The following is a 15285-nucleotide window of genomic DNA, read 5'->3' on the forward strand; positions in this document are numbered from 1 at the left end:
GGATGGTATCAAGGTTGCATGCTGTTTGATCTTCCAGACCATGAAACACTTTACCGGGCGCTGATTGAGCGCGATGCGCGGTTTGACGGGCAAGCTTTTGTCTGTGTGTCTTCGACCGGGATTTTCTGCCGGCTGACCTGTCCGGCGCGCAAGCCGTTATCGGAGAACTGCATTTTCCGGGCGAGCATCGGGGAATGTATCGAAGCGGGGTTTCGGCCCTGCAAGCGCTGCCACCCGATGCAGGCGGCAGCGGCGGACGATCCTGTGGTCAAGGGGCTGCTCGAAGCGCTCGATGGGCGGCCCGAGAGGCGCTGGACGGAGCGTCATGTTGTGGAGATGGGCTATGACCTTTCCACGGTGCGGCGCAGTTTCAAGCGGCATTTCGGCATGACGTTTCTCGAGATCGCCCGCCAGCGCAGGCTGCGCGAAGGGTTCGAGACGCTGGCCGAAGGCGGCAAGGTGGTGACGGCGCAGCACGAGGCCGGGTTTGATTCCCCCAGCGCGTTCCGCGCCGCCTTTGCCCGTATCCTTGGCTGCGCGCCGGGGGATCTGAGCCGGGACGGGCTGTTGCGGGCAAGCTGGATTGCGACCCCGCTGGGCGACATGATCGCGGTCGCGAGTTCGACCCATCTCCATCTTCTCGAATTTATCGACAGAAAGGCGTTGCCGGGAGAGCTCAAGCGACTGAGGGCAGCGGCCAAAGGGAGCATCGGGCTGGGCCGGACCGGGCCGATCGAGCAGGTGGCGGCCGAGCTGGGCGATTTTTTCGCGGGGCGCTCGGCGCGGTTCGAAACGCCGCTTCATCAGGAGGGCAGCGCGTTTACCCGGAAGGTGTGGGCGGCGTTGCGCGCCATACCGGCCGGGCAGACGCGGAGCTATGGGCAGATCGCCGAGGCAATCGGGCGGCCCTCGGCGGTGCGGGCGGTTGCGCGGGCCAATGGAGCCAATACCATTGCCCTGGTCGTGCCATGCCATCGGGTGATCGGGGCGGACGGGGCGCTGACCGGCTATGGCGGCGGGTTGTGGCGCAAGCAGCGGCTGCTCGAGATCGAGCGCCAGTACCGGGCGGAGCGGCGGGACGCCGAGAGGGAATCTGGGGCTAAAGCCCCACACCTATCGGTTTGAAGAGCATCCAGAGCGCCATGGCGACCATCATGAGATTCTCGGTGAGTGAAACAAAGCCCAGAGGCACGTTGCTGTCGCCACCGACGCAGGCGCATTTGAGCTCACGCTTGTCGACATAGACGGCCTTGAACACAGAGACCGCGCCGATGGTGCCGATGAACAGGGCGAGAGGAATGGAGAGCCACATGAGAGCGCCGGAAATCATCAGTATGCCGGCCAGACCCTCGGCGAAGGGATAGACCTTGCCATAGGGCACCCAGCGCTGGGCCAGCAAGTCGTAATTGAGGAACATTGTGGCAAAGCCATCGACATCGCGCAGCTTCTGAAGGGCCAGAAGACACATGGAAAAGGCGATGAACCATTCGGCGGCCTGGACGGTGACAAGGGAGCCGAACGCGGCCCAACTGGTGGCAAGGGCCATCAGCGCGGCCATGGCGAACAGCGCGATCACCGGGGTGTAGGTGGGCGCGTCCTTGTCCTTTGGCGCCTTGCCGAAGAATTCCTCAAGCTCTTCATAGCCGCCGATCCGCTGGTCGTTGATGAAGGCCTGGGGCGTGGTTTCAACGTTATGCTCGGACTTGAAGGCGTCGGTCTGCTCGCGTGAGGTCAGGCGGTGATCTTCGACCTCAAAGCCGTTGCGCTTGAGCAGGTCGAGGGATTTCAGACCCCACGGGCAGGTGTGCTCGGTGGTGTCCATGCGGTAGAGCTGGGCGGTTTTCGAGGTCATCTGAAAAACTTTCCTGCGGCTCAATGGCTGCGTTCGGCCAGCCATTGCCGCATTTTTTCGATTTCCGCTTCCTGTGCGGCAATCACCTGGATGGCCAAAGCGCGACCCCGCGGGTCGGTTCCCAAAAGGCAGTGACGGCCATGACGATGGGCGCGGGGGTTTTCGCCATCCTCGCCCCTGTCAGGATTTGGTTGCGGGATAGCCGGCGGCGGCCAGCGCGGCTTCGACGTCGGTGAGCCTGGCGGACGTCTTGATGGCGATGGTCTTTCGCTCCAGATCGGGGGTGACCTGGCTGGAGGCGTCGAGCGCCTTGAGGGCATCAGTGATGGTCTTTACGCAGCCATCGCAGGACATGCGCGCGATATGATACTCCATGAGAGCCTCCTTTGCCGTGTCTCATGGAGCAACCGATAGACCTTCCCATCATGGGAAGGTCAAGAGGCAATCGTCGCCGTGTCAGGCCGACGCCGGAGCGGTGGCCGTCGGGGATCCGTCCACCTGTCTGGGCGGCGGGAAGGCGAGGGCCATCAGGGCGGCGGCGACGCCGATGGCGGCCGAGGCGATATAGAGGAAATGATAGCTGCCATAGGTATCGTAGAGCCAGCCACCCCCGACAGGGCCGAGGGCCATGCCGATCGATGAGGTCATGACGGCTGCGCCCAGAACGGTGCCCATGACGTGGGCTCCGAAATAGTCGCGGGCCAGCACGGCATAGAGCGGCATCACCCCGCCATAGGCCATGCCGAGGACGACCGCCAGCATGTAGAAGTCGGTCAGCTGGGTGACGTAGATATAGGCGTAGATGCCGACCGATTGCAGCGCGAGGCCGGCGATGATGACTTTCTTGACCCCCAGCCGGTCGGCGGCAAGCCCGAAAAGGACGCGTCCAAAGAGACCCGCAAGACCTTCCACGCTGTAGATCGAGGCGGCGGCAAGGGCGGGCACGCCGCACAGCATGGCATAGCTCACCGTATGGAAGATCGGGCCCGAATGGGCGGCGCAGCACAAAAAGAAGGTGGCGGCGAGAACGATAAATTGCGGCGTGCGCAGGGCGGCAAAGGCTGTGGTTGGCGCGGGCTTTTGCGGGGCGACATCCTGGCCGGGAGCCGGTTCGGCGTTCTCGGAAGTTTGAGGTGCGCGGCGGATCAAAAGGCCGGCGGGCAACAGAAGCGCCGTGGCGCCGATGGCGGTCATCGACATGGCGCTGCGCCAGCCGAAGGCTTCGATCAGAACCGATGCAAACGGCGTCATGATCATGGGGGCGACACCGGCGCCCAGCGAGACCAGGGACACGGCGAGCGAGCGGTGCTTGTCGAACCAGCCGACGGTGGTTGCCATGAGCGGGGCAAAGAACGCGCCGCCCGCCATGCCGACAAGCCCGCCATAGGCGAGCTGGAAGACGACGAGATCGGATGTGGTGCTGGAAAGGAAAAGGCCACCGCCCAAGATCAGGGCGGCGATCAGGACGACGGGGCGGGCGCCGATCCGGTCGGTCAGGGTGCCCCAGACAAAGCCGGCGACGCCCATGACGACAAAGCCGATGGTCATGGCCATGGAAATGCCGGCGCGCGTCCAGCCGGTCTCGTCGGCGATGGGTTGAAGATAGACGGGCAGGGCAAACATCGCCCCCATTGCCACGCAGGTGATTATCGCGCCCGTGGCGACGATCACCCAGCCATAGTGCAGCCTTGCCATTTTGAGGTTCCCTCCATGCGACATTGAACCGAGGACGCATGGGATGAGCGGTCGCCGACAGGTCTTTTGAAAAAAAATATTGCACGGTCTTTCGGCAGCCAGCCGCAGTGTAACCGGTTTCAGCGATATGGTTAGGAATTCTTAAACGCTTCATGGACAAACTGCGGCCAATTAAACCACAGGGCGGGAGACGGCCGAAAAATGGCGAAATCGCAAGTTCAGTCCGTGGCGCTGCCCCGGATTGTCGATCTCGATGCGCTGGACGACGTTGCCGAAAAGCTGATCGGCGCATTGTCGGCAGGATCGGTCAATGTCGACGCCTCAGGTGTCGAACGCGTCTCCACCAATGCCCTGTTCATGCTTTTGAGCGCCGCAGAGACGGCCAAGAAAGCCAAATTTGCCTTCACAATCTCGGGCGCGAGCACCTCGGTTGTCGCGGCCATCGAAAAGCTGGGGCTAAACCCGGCGTTCGAACCCGTTCTCAAGGGATAGTATCGATATGCGCGTTCTTACTGTCGACGATTCGCGGACCATCCTCGCGATGCTGCACCACACGCTCACCAATGCCGGGTTCGAGGTGCTTCAGGCCGAGAATGGGCAGGTGGGGCTCGATGTCCTGGCGCGTGAGGCCGTCGATGTGGTGATCACCGACATCAACATGCCGGTGATGGACGGCATCGAATTCATCAAGAACGTCAGGGCGACCGGCAAGCACCAGAGCCTGCCGATCCTGATCCTGACCACCGAAACCAGCCAGGACAAGCGCGACCAGGGGCGCGCTGCGGGCGGGACCGGCTGGATCGTCAAGCCGTTCGATCCCGAAAAGCTCATTTCGGTCATCAACAAGGTCGTTCACTGAACGTGATCGCGATAACTTCGCCAATGGGGGCTGTGGCTACAAGATGAGTGACCTCGACGAATTCAAGGCCACATATTTCGACGAATGTTCCGAACTGCTGCTCGAACTCGAGGAGCAGTTTTCGGCCATCCAGGAGGGTGACCGGGACGGGGACAGGCTCAATGCCGTGTTCCGGGCCATCCACTCGATCAAGGGCGGTGGCGGGGCCTTCGGGTTCGACGCGCTGGTCAAGTTCGCCCACAGCTTTGAAACGCTGCTCGACTATGTGCGCGACGGAAGGGTGGAATTGAGCGAAGACGTCGTCGTTCTTTGCATCCGCTCCATCGACATCGTGGCCGATTTCGTGACGGCGGCGCGCGAGGGGGAAACACTGGCGGCCGATTACGGCGCCGTGGAAAAAGCCCAGTTCGACGCGTTGGCAAGGGGCGAAGCGGCTCCGGGCGCAGACCCGGCCCAGGACGAAGAACCGATGGACGATTTCGACATCGATTTCACGCCCGTCGCTGTCAATTTCGACGCCGACAAGCCCATGGCCTCGGTTGCGCCCTCTGCCGACGGGGCGAGCGTGTGGACGATCAAGTTCACGCCCTTTTCCACGCTCTACGAGCGGGCCAATGATCCGCTGCTGCTGTTCCGCGAACTGGGTTTGCTGGGCGAGATGAGCGTCGAGCCGAACCTCTCCCCGATCCCGGCGCTGTCGGCGTTCGAGCCGTTCGGGGTCTATTGCTCGTGGACGATAACGCTCGTTTCGGACAAGGCAAGCGAAGAAACGATCCGCGAGGTCTTCGAGTTCGTGGATGGCGATTGCGAAATCGTCATCGAAAAAGGCGGTGCCGCGCCCGTGATGATCGAGGATGACCTGCCCAGCTTTGCGGCGCTGGCCGAAGAGGCCAAATCCGAGCGCAAGTTCATTCCGAGCGGGGAACCCGACGATATCGTCGTGCCCGAGATTGCGGACTTGCCAGAGCCGCCGGTTTCAGAGGAGACCCGGGATGCACCGGCACCGTCCGCTGCACCCAATGTGGTGCCGATGGCGACCAAGCCGGCTGAACCTGCCGAAGAGTCCGGATCGGGACGCCCGGTGGGCATGAGCTCGATCCGCGTCGATCTCGACAAGGTGGACCGCGTGGTCAACATGGTGGGCGAACTTGTCATCACCCAGTCGATGTTGACCCAGCAGATGGATGACGCCATCCGTGACCGCTATCAGGAGCTGGTGCGGGGCATCGAGGTTCTGGCCCAGACAACCCGCGGGCTGCAGGACGCCGTGATGGCCATCCGTGCCCAGCCGGTCAAATCGGTGTTTTCACGCATGCCGCGCCTGGTGCGCGAGCTGGCGTCCAAGACCGGCAAGAAGATCAAGCTCGAAACCATCGGCGAGAACACCGAAATCGACAAGACGGTGATCGAGCAGCTTTCCGATCCGCTGACCCATATGGTGCGCAATTCGGCCGACCACGGGATCGAATCCCCCGAAAAGCGCATGGCGAGCGGCAAGCCCGAAATCGGCACCGTGCGGCTCTCAGCCGAACAGGCGGGCGGCAATATCCTGATCATCGTCGAAGATGACGGGGGCGGGATCAATCGCGAGCGGGTGCTCGAAATCGCCCGCGAGCGCGGCGTGGTCGGACCCGACCAGCAATTGACCGAGGAGCAGATCGACAACCTGATCTTTGCGCCGGGCTTTTCGACCGCGTCGGAGGTTTCCGACATTTCCGGCCGTGGCGTTGGCATGGACGTTGTCCTGTCCAACATCAAAAAGATCGGCGGTTCGGTGCATGTGAGAAGCTGGACCGGCAAGGGCACGCGGATGACGCTGCGCCTGCCCTTAACGCTGGCCGTGCTCGACGTCATGCTGGTCAAGGTGGCCGGCAGCCCCTATGTGATCCCGCTCTCTTCCATTGTCGAAACGATCCAGAATTCGCGCGCCGATTTCGGGTATATGCCCTCGGGCGGCAAGGTTTTGCAGGTGCGCGGGGAATATGTGCAGGTGGTCGATCTGGCCGACCGGTTCCAGATGGTCTCGCAAAAGGACGACGCGGAGGGGTTTGTCGTGCTGTGCGAGGCAGAAGGCAATTCCAAGATCGCGCTGGTTGTGGACGACATCATCGGCCAGCAACAGGTGGTCATCAAATCGCTTGAAGAGAATTTTGAACGCATCGACGGCATCGCGGGAGGCACGATCCTTGGCGATGGTAACGTTGCGTTGATTGTTGATGTGCAATCTCTCAAGTCGGGAAATGCGCATCAGAATGCTGCATAGATCATTTCACCGTTTCATGGAAACGGCGCAACGATCTAGGTCTTTGTTTTGTCGCGTTTCTTAAACCGGATAAGTGGGACCCACTTATCCAGGAAACGCTCTAGGGGCCGCAAGGCTCGACACCTTGGGGGGCAGAACGCTCCCCGTTCCAGTGAGGTCACGACATGGAAGCGCTTGGTCTTCGCGACGAATATTCGGACACAACGGCAGGAGCCAGCCAAAATTCGCTGCAGCTGATTGCCTTTTCCATCGACGAACAGATCTATGGCGTCGAAATTACCACAGTGCGCGAAATCCGCGCCTGGAACGGGGCGACGCCATTGCCCAATACGCGCGAATATGTGCGCGGGGTCATCAATCTGCGCGGCACCATCGTGCCGATCTTCGATCTGCGCGCCCGGTTCGGGGATGGCAAGACCAACCCCACAAAGAACCATGTCGTGGTGGTGATGAGCGTGGGGGAAAAGTGGATCGGCATCCTGGTCGATGCGGTCTCGGACATCCTGACGGTTTCCAAGGACGACATCCATGCGGTGCCCGAGGGCAATTCGGTCGATACCGAGCTCTTGAACGGGATCGTCACCCATGACAGCCGCATGGTCGGGCTGATCGACCTGGCCGCCGTTGTTTCGGGCGCCAAGATCGACGCCTGAGAGAGCAGCAAGAACGATTTGACGGACCCGCCTGCGCGAGCCGGCGGGTTTTTTCGTGTGGGAATGGTGGGCCATGAGGGGGTCGGGTCGGTCGGGCGGCGACTTTGCCGCCCGACAAACGTTAGCCGATCAGCCGTAAACGTGCATTTTCGAACGGGTAGCCTTCGTCGTCGATCAGGCGTCGAGAAAGCTCCTCAAAACCTAGCGCACGATAAAAGCCCATCGCCTGCTGGTTGCGCGTGTAGACTTCAAGCAAAAGCTCTCCCTTCAAGCCCAGCGCGTGCGCGATGAGATGGCGCCCGATGCCCATGCCTTGCCATTTCGGGGAAACAAACAATCCTCCGATGAAGGTTTCAAGCAGGCTGATGAAGCCGGTGGGTTGATCGCTCAAAGTCGCAACCCATGTTTCAGCACCCGGCAGATATTGCTCTTCAATAAGCGCGCGTTGTTCCATCAAACGGCTCTCGCCGATAAAAGGATGTGCAACCAGTGAGGCTTCGAGCCAGATGCGGGAGAGCTTGGTAGTGTCCGTCGCCTCGAAAGGCCGGATTACAACGTTCTCGTTTTTCATGAGAACTCCGAAGAAAACATATGCAAAGAGGTCCGGCGACCATTGTTTTGGTGCCGGGCGATACCGCTATTTGCGGCTACGATCACAAGCCTCTGCGCATAAATCTCCTTCTGCAGCCGGCTGGCTTTTAGGACGTCAAGGATAACCGATCAATAGCCGGGGCGGGGTGGAAGCCGAACCTGTTGGTGACTTTGGCAAATGCCGTGGGCGGCCGAGCGGTTAGTCCCGCCTTTCACCAAACCCCTAGAAAAACTCGACTTCGCCGGTATTGGTGCGGGCGGCGATGCCCGAGAGGGATTCGTCGCGCAACTCGTCGAGAGTGAGGGTCGACCAGACGCCCTCGGCGGCCTGGGCGTCGTTGCCATCGGAGAGATCGGCGATCTTGCGGGCGGCGTCGGCCATGTTGCGGCAGCGCTGTTCGATGCGGTCCTGCATCTGGAGGGCGACGACGATCTGGCGGATGGCGGTGGAGCGGGCGGCGCTGCAATCGATCGAGGTGTCGCCGAGCGTGAGGAGGCTGGCGGTGATGCCATCAACCATTTCCGCCGTCTGGCGAGCGGTTTCTTCCAGCTCTCTGGCCAGTTTGTGCAAGCTCATGCACGTAACCCCCGATTCACAATCATGGCGATCATAATGGCAGACTTCTAAACCGATGCTTGCCAATTTCCCCTATCCGTACTCATCGCCGGTTAGGGTTAGCAAATGGCTAACGAATGGCGCGATAGGTTCGGAAAAATTCCAATGGGAAACCCGGGCCATGCCGGGTTTTCGAAAAGCTCCAGGGAAGCGGTTAATGCCGTTTGAATTGTCTTGATGCCCGATACCTTCACCCGTGGCGTGGTGACCACCGTCCACCAGGGTGATTGTGTAATATCGAACGAGCCCGATGCGACGTTTTCGACGATTCTGGGATCGTGCATTTCGGCTTGCGTGCGCGACAGGGTGGCGCAAGTGGGGGGCATGAACCACTTTCTATTGGCCAGCCAGTCAGGATCGTCCAAGGACAGGTTCGGGGAATCGGCACGCTATGGCGCGTTCGCCATGGAGCAGCTCATCAACATGGTTTTGAGCAAGGGCACCGGGCGCAAGAGCAATCTCGAATTCAAGGTGTTCGGGGGCGGCAACATTCATGCGGGCATGCATGATGTGGGCATGAAGAACATCGAGTTCGTGCGCGAGTTCCTGAGCAATGAAGGCTATGTGCTTTCGAGCCAGGACATGGGGGGCAATTATGCCCGGCGGGTGATGTTCCAGCCCTTTGCCGGGCGGGCCTTTGTCAAACGGCTCGATTCAACCGACAACGCAAGGCTGGTGCGCGAAGAACTGGCGATCGCCAAACAGCAGCCCGCCAAGCCTGTGCTCGACGATATCGAATTGTTCTAGCCCTGAGCTGAATGTCGACTGGTCCTAACGGCAGTCACGCAAAGCGCCGGGCCAGGGCGACGCAGACGACGATGATGGCGGTGGCTGCCAGCATCGCGGCGGCGATGGGTTCGCCCAGAACCAGACCTGAAAGCGCCAGCCCGAAAAAGGGCTGGAGCAACTGGAGCTGGCCGACGCCGGCGATGCCGCCGAGCGCCAGGCCGCGATACCAGAAGACAAAGCCGACCAGCATGGAAAAGACCGAGACATAGGCAAGGCCAAGCCAGGCGGGCGTGCCGATGGCCTGCCAGGAGGACGGCAGGGTGGCGAACGCCAGAGCTGCCATGAGCGGAGCCGAAAGCACCAACGCCCAGCAGATGACCTGCCAGCCGCCCAGCCGCCGCGAAAGCCTGGCCCCTTCCGCATAGCCCAGGCCGCACACAATAATGGCGGCGATCATGTAGAGATCGCCGATCAGCGATCCCGCGCCGCCGCCGGAGATGGCAAAGGCGATGACGATGGCGCTGCCCAAGCCGGAAAACAGCCAGAAGGCGGGGCGAGGGTTTTCGCCGCCGCGCAGGACGGCAAACCCGGCGGTGGCGAGCGGGAGCAGGCCGATAAAGACGATCGAACGCGCCGAGGTGATGTGCTCGAGCGCCAGGGCCGTCAGCAACGGAAAGCCGACAACGACGCCGATGGCGACGATGGCCAGCGAGACGAGGTCGGCGGGCCGGGGGCGGGGCTGGCCGAGCGCGACAAGGCAGGCTGCAGCCAAAAGCGCGGCAATGGCGGCGCGGGCCGAGGTGAGAAACAGCGGAGTGAAATCGGCGACGGCGACGCGGGTGGCCGGCAGAGATCCGGAAAAGATGACGATGCCGAGCAGACCGCTGCCCCAGCCCTCAAGAGATGTTTTCACTGTTATGCCGACCTTTTGCACATGACCGCGCGACCCTAGGAGCGAAGGGCTGGTCAGGACAGACACAGATCAATACAATAGTGAAAAATTGTATTGGCAAGAGCAGGCATACATTGAACGCGATCGGGCAAATCGGCAGGCGGACGGAAACCGTGATGCAGGCGATCAGGGGGCGGGTGGCCAGCCGGGCGCTGGTGGCCGGCGACCGGTTGCCCTCGATCCGCGCGCTGGCCGCAGAGACGGGCGTTTCCCCATCGACGGTGGTCGAGGCCTATGACCGGCTGGTGGCCGACGGGGTGATCCGGGCGCGGCGGGGAGCGGGGTTTTTCGTTTGCGCCACGGCGCTGCCGCCGCTGGCGCTCGCTCAGGAGATCGCGCCGCAGGAACGCGATATCGATCCGTTCTGGGTGTCGCGGCAATCGCTCGATGGGGACGCCGAAGCGCTCAAGCCCGGTTGCGGCTGGCTTCCGGCGGACTGGATGCCGGTCGAGGCGATCCGCAAGGGGATGCGAGCTTTGGCGCGGGGTGGCGATGGAGCGCTTGTCGATTATGGTTCGACGCGGGGATCGGCGACGCTGCGGCGCATCATAAGGGGGCGTCTGGCGGCGGACGGCGTGGAGACGTCACCCGACCAGCTCATGCTGACCGCCTCGGGAACGAGCGCCATCGATCTGGTGTGCCGTCTCGTTTTGCGACCGGGCGACACAGTGGTGGTGGACGATCCGTGCTACTTCAACTTTCGGGCCCTGCTGCGCGCCCATCAGGTGAAAATCGTCGGTGTGCCTTATACGCCGAGCGGACCGGATATCGAGCGGTTCGAGGCGGTGCTGGCGGCCGAGCGGCCAAAGCTCTATGTCACCAACAGCGGCCTGCACAATCCGACGGGGGCGATGGTTACGGCCCAAACCGCCCACAGGGTGCTGTCGGCGGCGGCCCATGACGTCACGATCGTCGAAGACGACATTTTTACCGATTTCGCGCCTGAACCCTTGCCGCATCTGGCGGGGCTGGACGGGTTGGACCGGGTGGTTCGCATCGGGAGTTTTTCAAAGACGGTTTCGGCCTCGTTGCGCTGCGGGTACATCGCCGCGCGGCCCGACTGGATCGAGGGGCTGATCGACCTGCAAATCGCCGCGGGGTTCGGCGGACCGAGCCCGGTTGCCGCCGAAATCGTTGCCGGGGTCCTGGCCGGTGGTGGGTATCGTCGGCATATCGAGGAGGTGCGGCGCAGGCTGGCACGGTTACAGGGCGACACCGCGGCGGCGTTGCAGCGCATCGGGATAAAGCCCTGGATCGTGCCGCGCGGCGGGTTCAACCTCTGGGGGCAATTGCCCGAGGGGGTGGATTCGGCGCGGGTGGCGCGGACGGCGCTGGCGGACGCTATCGTTCTGGCGCCGGGCAATGTCTATAGCGCATCGCGCACCGCCGGGCGGTTCATGCGGTTCAATGTTGCGCAATGCAAGGACCCGACGATTTTCACGGTGCTGGAAAGAGCCATCAAGGACCAGCCGGGGTAGAGCGAAAACCTTCCCATAATGTTACCGGGATGGGGGGATGCTCACAAAGCATTAACCATAGGCTTTTAGGGTGGCGCGACGCTTTCTTATTGTCGGCAGACCATTGGCTCGAACCCGCCTCGTTACCGCATTACTGGCCCTCTGGTCGGCGACCCTCGCGGTCTGCCTGTTTCTTGCCGTCAATTTCTCGTCCCTTTCGTGGTGGCCGCTGGCGGTTGGCGGGATCTGGGTGGCGGCAATCGCCGTCAGTTTTGCGGTCGCGATCCTTGCCGACCGGGCACAGCGGCGTGTGCTCTCGAGCCTGGGCGAGGCGGTGGGGAGCGGGCCGATCGGCAAGAGCCGCGAAATCGAGCATATGCGGGCCATCACCGCCAATCTGTGCCTGCGGCTGGAACGCGCCATGACCTATTGCACAGCGTTCGAAACGCTGGCGCGTCCGGCCATGCTGGTCGATGGACAGGGCATTATCGTCAAGATGAGCGCGGGGCTGACGGCGCTTGCGCCTGAATGTGCCGAGACCGATACGGCGGCCGCGCTGCTGGGCATAGCCGTTGAGCTGGGGGAAACGCCGACAAGTCATGCGGTGGCGCTTTCAGGGCAACGCCATATCGCAATCGCCAGCCCGCTGGCTCCGGATCGCTGGCTGATCGAGTTCGACCGGCCGGGGCGCGTGGTTCCCGCGAGTGTGCTCGATGAGATCGGGCAGGCGCTGGCGGGAGGGCACACAGGCTATCGGATTGCTGCGGACGTCGTCGAGGACGTGCCTGAACTGGACCTGGTCAATGCGGGGCTGGCAACGCTCGATGCGGCGGCGGCGCGGCTCGATGCCCTGGCGCAGGGTGCCCCGATCGACGATGAGGGGGCCAATGACGGGCTGGCGGCGCGGATCACCGGGCTGGCGCGGCAGATCGAGGGAATCGATGCCGAACGCGAAACGGCGCTCGACATGCACAGGCGGGCCCGCGAGCGGCTGGAAAAGGTCGGAGCGCTTGTTGAGATCTGCCGTGAAGCGGCGCAGACCCTGACACGGTCGGCGGACGATGCGCGCAATCACATGGAAACGGTGCGCGGCGAGATCGATGCCGGACGCTCGCTTGCCGGACGCACAGCCGAGGGTGCGAGGGGCCTCAGCGCGGATTTTGAAAAGGCCAGGGCGTCGGCGGAAGAAACAAGCGAGCGGGTTGCGGCGGTAACCGGGCTGGTGGGCAAGATCGACAAGCTGGTGGCCGGGATCGAGGAAGTGGCTTTCCGCACCAATCTTTTGGCGCTGAACGCTGCCGTTGAAGCGGCGCGGGCCGGGGAAAAGGGCGCAGGGTTTGCCGTGGTGGCCAGCGAAGTGCGCGAGTTGGCTCAAGCCAGCGCCAAGACCTCCAAGGACATAAGGGCATTGGTCAAGACCGGGCTGGGGGAAGCCGATGCCGGGGCGCAAGGGGCGCAGGTGCTGGCCGAGACCATGAGCACCGTTACCGCTCATTTACTGAATTTAAGTGAGGAGACGGCAATGATCGGCTCCAGTCTCGCAAGCGGCCATGAAGCGCTTGCGGCGGCGCGCTCCGATGTCGATCTGATCGGGGAGCGGGCACAACAACAGGCCGAGGCGCTCCAAGCGCAGCCGGCGGGGAAATCGGTCGGCAGAGCCTAGGTTTTCTGGGCGTTAACCGGCATTGGGGAGTCGGAACTTGTATGGACAATGGTGAATTTCCACTCAGCGAAAGAGAATTTTCGCGAATCCGCGAGCGCGTCTATCGCGTAGCGGGCATTTCCCTTTCCGACGCCAAGCGCACGCTGGTGATTTCGCGTCTCTCCAAGATCGTGCGCAGCTTGTCGTTATCCGGGTTCGACGCCTATATCGATTTTCTCGAGACGCGGGGACAGGCCGAGGACGATCAGGATTTCGTCAACGCGCTCACCACCAACCTGACACGGTTCTTCCGCGAGGATCATCATTTCGATCATCTCACGAGCTATGTGGCCGGACTGATCGCCAAGCCGCAACGCGTGGGCAAGGGCGCCAGGCCGCGCTTGCGCATCTGGTCGGCGGGATGCTCGACCGGGCAGGAGCCCTATACGATCGCGTTGAGCCTTCTGGCCGCGTTTCCCGAGCTCAAGCGCTGGGATTTCCGCATCCTTGCCACCGATATCGATTCCAACGTCGTGAACAAGGCGGCGCGAGGCATCTATCCGGCGAGCGAGCTCAATGGGCTCTCTGCGCAACGGGCCGGGTTGTTTGAAAAGACGGCAACCGGGGACATCCTCATCCCGAGCGCGGCGCGGGAGCTTGTCACCTTCAAGCTGCTCAATCTCATCGAACCCTGGCCGGTCAGCGGCCCGTTCGATGCCATTTTCTGCCGGAACGTGGCGATCTATTTCGACAAGCCCACCCAAGGGATGCTGTTTGACCGGCTCGGCCAGGTGCTGGCCCCGGACGGGTTCTTGTATATCGGTCACTCAGAAAACCTTCAGGCCGTTTCCAAGGGCTTCAGACTGGTGGGCAAGACTGTCTATCAACGCAAGGCAAATGCCGATGCAAAGGATGCAGCATGAGCAATATCAGGGTCCTGGTCGTTGACGATTCGGCACTCATTCGGGACGTTCTTTCAAAAACGCTGGCGCAAGAGGGCGATATCACGGTGGTGGGCACCGCCCACGATCCGCTGGACGCACGCGACAAGATCAAGGCGCTCAACCCCGATGTCGTGACGCTCGATATCGAAATGCCCAACATGAACGGGCTGGCCTTTTTGCAAAAGATCATGCGGCTGCGACCGCTTCCCGTGGTGATGGTATCCACGCTGACCACCAAGGGCGCCTCGGAAACCATGCTGGCGCTTGAACTGGGCGCTGTCGATTTCGTTGCCAAGCCTGGCACCGAGGCCGCGGGCGGGCTCGATGCGTTCGGTGCGACGCTGCGTGAAAAGGTGCGCTTTGCGGCGCAGTCGGACGTGCAAGCCTCGGCGCATCGCGCCCCCGCGCCCGACCTTCCGCTCAAGACGGCGGCGGCGCCCGAGGGCGCGCTGATTGCCATTGGCGCTTCGACCGGTGGTGTGGAAGCGATCCGGCAGGTGCTCTCCTGGATCCCCGCCGATTGTCCGCCGATCGTGATTGCCCAGCACATGCCCAAGGGGTTTACCGGGCGGTTTGCCGCGCGGCTCAACGAGTTGGTGCCGGTGCGGGTGATCGAGGCCGCCGACAGGATGGCGCTCGAGCGGGGCACGGCTTATGTCGCGCCGGGCGATTTTCATCTGCGGGTGGAAAAGACTTCCGGCCAGCTCAAATGCCGGGTGACCCAGGACGAGGTGACTTCGGGGCACCGGCCGAGCGTGGATGTGCTTTTCAACTCGGTGGCGCGAGTGGTGGGACCGATGGCGGTGGGGGCGATCCTGACGGGCATGGGGCGCGACGGCGCGGCGGGTCTTAAGGCCATGCGCGAGGCCGGAGCGTTCACCATCGGGCAATCGCGCGGTTCGGCGCTGATCTATGGCATGCCCAAGGCGGCGTTCGAGATCGGCGCGGTGGTCGAGGAGGCGCCCGTGGAAAAGGTCGCCGGGCGGCTGGTCGCGGCCCTGATGAAGCTCAAGGCCGCAGCTTGATGGTTTG

At 62.5% G+C, this 15285-nt stretch carries 16 protein-coding genes; 10 read left to right on the forward strand and 6 right to left on the reverse strand.

The window, feature by feature from the left end; all coding sequences use genetic code 11:
- Positions 1-18 precede the first annotated feature (18 nt).
- The gene (locus OF122_RS02595) at positions 19-1125 is read left to right on the forward strand and encodes a bifunctional transcriptional activator/DNA repair enzyme AdaA (protein ID WP_264226298.1); all 1107 of its coding nucleotides are present in this window, start codon (positions 19-21) and stop codon (positions 1123-1125) included.
- On the opposite strand, the gene OF122_RS02600 is transcribed toward OF122_RS02595, so the two are convergent.
- The 3 genes from OF122_RS02600 to OF122_RS02615 all read right to left on the reverse strand — a co-directional run bounded on the left by OF122_RS02600 (position 1100) and on the right by OF122_RS02615 (position 3547).
- On the reverse strand, positions 1100-1852 hold the full coding sequence (locus tag OF122_RS02600; RefSeq protein WP_264226299.1) for a glutaredoxin family protein: 753 nt from the start codon (positions 1850-1852) through the stop codon (positions 1100-1102). The two genes, OF122_RS02595 and OF122_RS02600, sit on opposite strands and share 26 nt — an antisense overlap.
- 180 nt (positions 1853-2032) lie before the next feature.
- Positions 2033-2227 carry a heavy-metal-associated domain-containing protein gene (locus OF122_RS02610; RefSeq protein WP_264226301.1) on the reverse strand — a complete coding sequence of 65 codons (195 nt, stop codon included), beginning with the start codon at positions 2225-2227 and terminating at the stop codon, positions 2033-2035.
- An 81-nt stretch (positions 2228-2308) separates the two neighbouring features.
- On the reverse strand, positions 2309-3547 hold the full coding sequence (locus tag OF122_RS02615) for an MFS transporter (protein ID WP_264226302.1): 1239 nt from the start codon (positions 3545-3547) through the stop codon (positions 2309-2311).
- Between the two features lie 201 nt (positions 3548-3748).
- Here OF122_RS02615 and OF122_RS02620 point away from each other — a divergent pair, with 201 nt between their 5' ends.
- The 4 genes from OF122_RS02620 (at position 3749) to OF122_RS02635 (ending at position 7322) form a co-directional block, all read left to right on the forward strand.
- Positions 3749-4039, forward strand: coding sequence for an STAS domain-containing protein (locus tag OF122_RS02620; protein ID WP_264226303.1), 291 nt, complete (start codon positions 3749-3751; stop codon positions 4037-4039).
- Between the two features lies 1 nt (position 4040).
- The gene (locus OF122_RS02625) at positions 4041-4406 is read left to right on the forward strand and encodes a response regulator (protein ID WP_264227738.1); all 366 of its coding nucleotides are present in this window, start codon (positions 4041-4043) and stop codon (positions 4404-4406) included.
- A gap of 43 nt (positions 4407-4449) precedes the next feature.
- Positions 4450-6669 carry a chemotaxis protein CheA gene (locus tag OF122_RS02630; protein ID WP_264226304.1) on the forward strand — a complete coding sequence of 740 codons (2220 nt, stop codon included), beginning with the start codon at positions 4450-4452 and terminating at the stop codon, positions 6667-6669.
- 164 nt (positions 6670-6833) lie between these two features.
- A complete protein-coding gene (locus OF122_RS02635; protein WP_264226305.1) occupies positions 6834-7322 on the forward strand; it encodes a chemotaxis protein CheW in 489 nt (162 codons plus the stop codon).
- Positions 7323-7443: 121 nt separating this feature from the next.
- Here the strand turns inward: OF122_RS02635 and OF122_RS02640 are convergent, their stop codons facing one another.
- Together OF122_RS02640 and OF122_RS02645 are read right to left on the reverse strand one after the other, a co-directional pair.
- Entirely contained in the window at positions 7444-7893 is a 450-nt protein-coding gene (locus tag OF122_RS02640; RefSeq protein WP_264226306.1) for a GNAT family N-acetyltransferase, read from the reverse strand.
- 243 nt (positions 7894-8136) lie between these two features.
- Positions 8137-8490: a hypothetical protein gene (locus OF122_RS02645; RefSeq protein WP_264226307.1), complete on the reverse strand. Its 354-nt coding sequence runs from the start codon at positions 8488-8490 to the stop codon at positions 8137-8139.
- A 216-nt stretch (positions 8491-8706) separates the two neighbouring features.
- Here OF122_RS02645 and OF122_RS02650 point away from each other — a divergent pair, with 216 nt between their 5' ends.
- Positions 8707-9276: a chemotaxis protein CheD gene (locus OF122_RS02650; RefSeq protein WP_264226308.1), complete on the forward strand. Its 570-nt coding sequence runs from the start codon at positions 8707-8709 to the stop codon at positions 9274-9276.
- A gap of 34 nt (positions 9277-9310) precedes the next feature.
- Here OF122_RS02650 and OF122_RS02655 read toward each other — a convergent pair whose 3' ends face one another.
- Positions 9311-10171 carry a DMT family transporter gene (locus OF122_RS02655; protein ID WP_264226309.1) on the reverse strand — a complete coding sequence of 287 codons (861 nt, stop codon included), beginning with the start codon at positions 10169-10171 and terminating at the stop codon, positions 9311-9313.
- Positions 10172-10326: 155 nt separating this feature from the next.
- Between OF122_RS02655 and OF122_RS02660 the strand changes: the two genes are divergently transcribed.
- The 4 genes from OF122_RS02660 (at position 10327) to OF122_RS02675 (ending at position 15278) form a co-directional block, all read left to right on the forward strand.
- A complete protein-coding gene (locus tag OF122_RS02660; protein ID WP_264226310.1) occupies positions 10327-11688 on the forward strand; it encodes an aminotransferase-like domain-containing protein in 1362 nt (453 codons plus the stop codon).
- Between the two features lie 103 nt (positions 11689-11791).
- Positions 11792-13330 (forward strand): methyl-accepting chemotaxis protein, encoded by a 1539-nt coding sequence (locus OF122_RS02665; protein ID WP_264226311.1) that lies wholly within the window; start codon positions 11792-11794, stop codon positions 13328-13330.
- 41 nt (positions 13331-13371) lie between these two features.
- Positions 13372-14232: a CheR family methyltransferase gene (locus OF122_RS02670; protein WP_264226312.1), complete on the forward strand. Its 861-nt coding sequence runs from the start codon at positions 13372-13374 to the stop codon at positions 14230-14232.
- A complete protein-coding gene (locus tag OF122_RS02675) occupies positions 14229-15278 on the forward strand; it encodes a protein-glutamate methylesterase/protein-glutamine glutaminase (protein WP_264226313.1) in 1050 nt (349 codons plus the stop codon). The genes OF122_RS02670 and OF122_RS02675 overlap by 4 nt, the downstream gene beginning before the upstream one ends.
- Positions 15279-15285 lie beyond the last annotated feature (7 nt).

It is taken from the genome of Pelagibacterium flavum, from assembly GCF_025854335.1.
GTDB lineage: Bacteria > Pseudomonadota > Alphaproteobacteria > Rhizobiales > Devosiaceae > Pelagibacterium > Pelagibacterium flavum.

What these genes read in the sequence shown, in the direction of transcription:
- OF122_RS02635 (WP_264226305.1), top strand. Translation starts at nt 6,834, where the DNA reads ATGGAAGCGCTTGGTCTTCGCGACGAATATTCGGACACAACGGCAGGA.
- OF122_RS02620 (WP_264226303.1), top strand. Translation starts at nt 3,749, where the DNA reads ATGGCGAAATCGCAAGTTCAGTCCGTGGCGCTGCCCCGGATTGTCGAT.
- OF122_RS02595 (WP_264226298.1), top strand. Translation starts at nt 19, where the DNA reads ATGCTGTTTGATCTTCCAGACCATGAAACACTTTACCGGGCGCTGATT.
- OF122_RS02675 (WP_264226313.1), top strand. Translation starts at nt 14,229, where the DNA reads ATGAGCAATATCAGGGTCCTGGTCGTTGACGATTCGGCACTCATTCGG.
- OF122_RS02630 (WP_264226304.1), top strand. Translation starts at nt 4,450, where the DNA reads ATGAGTGACCTCGACGAATTCAAGGCCACATATTTCGACGAATGTTCC.
- OF122_RS02660 (WP_264226310.1), top strand. Translation starts at nt 10,327, where the DNA reads ATGCAGGCGATCAGGGGGCGGGTGGCCAGCCGGGCGCTGGTGGCCGGC.
- OF122_RS02640 (WP_264226306.1), bottom strand. Translation starts at nt 7,893, where the DNA reads ATGAAAAACGAGAACGTTGTAATCCGGCCTTTCGAGGCGACGGACACT.
- OF122_RS02645 (WP_264226307.1), bottom strand. Translation starts at nt 8,490, where the DNA reads ATGAGCTTGCACAAACTGGCCAGAGAGCTGGAAGAAACCGCTCGCCAG.
- OF122_RS02670 (WP_264226312.1), top strand. Translation starts at nt 13,372, where the DNA reads ATGGACAATGGTGAATTTCCACTCAGCGAAAGAGAATTTTCGCGAATC.
- OF122_RS02615 (WP_264226302.1), bottom strand. Translation starts at nt 3,547, where the DNA reads ATGGCAAGGCTGCACTATGGCTGGGTGATCGTCGCCACGGGCGCGATA.
- OF122_RS02650 (WP_264226308.1), top strand. Translation starts at nt 8,707, where the DNA reads ATGCCCGATACCTTCACCCGTGGCGTGGTGACCACCGTCCACCAGGGT.
- OF122_RS02600 (WP_264226299.1), bottom strand. Translation starts at nt 1,852, where the DNA reads ATGACCTCGAAAACCGCCCAGCTCTACCGCATGGACACCACCGAGCAC.
- OF122_RS02610 (WP_264226301.1), bottom strand. Translation starts at nt 2,227, where the DNA reads ATGGAGTATCATATCGCGCGCATGTCCTGCGATGGCTGCGTAAAGACC.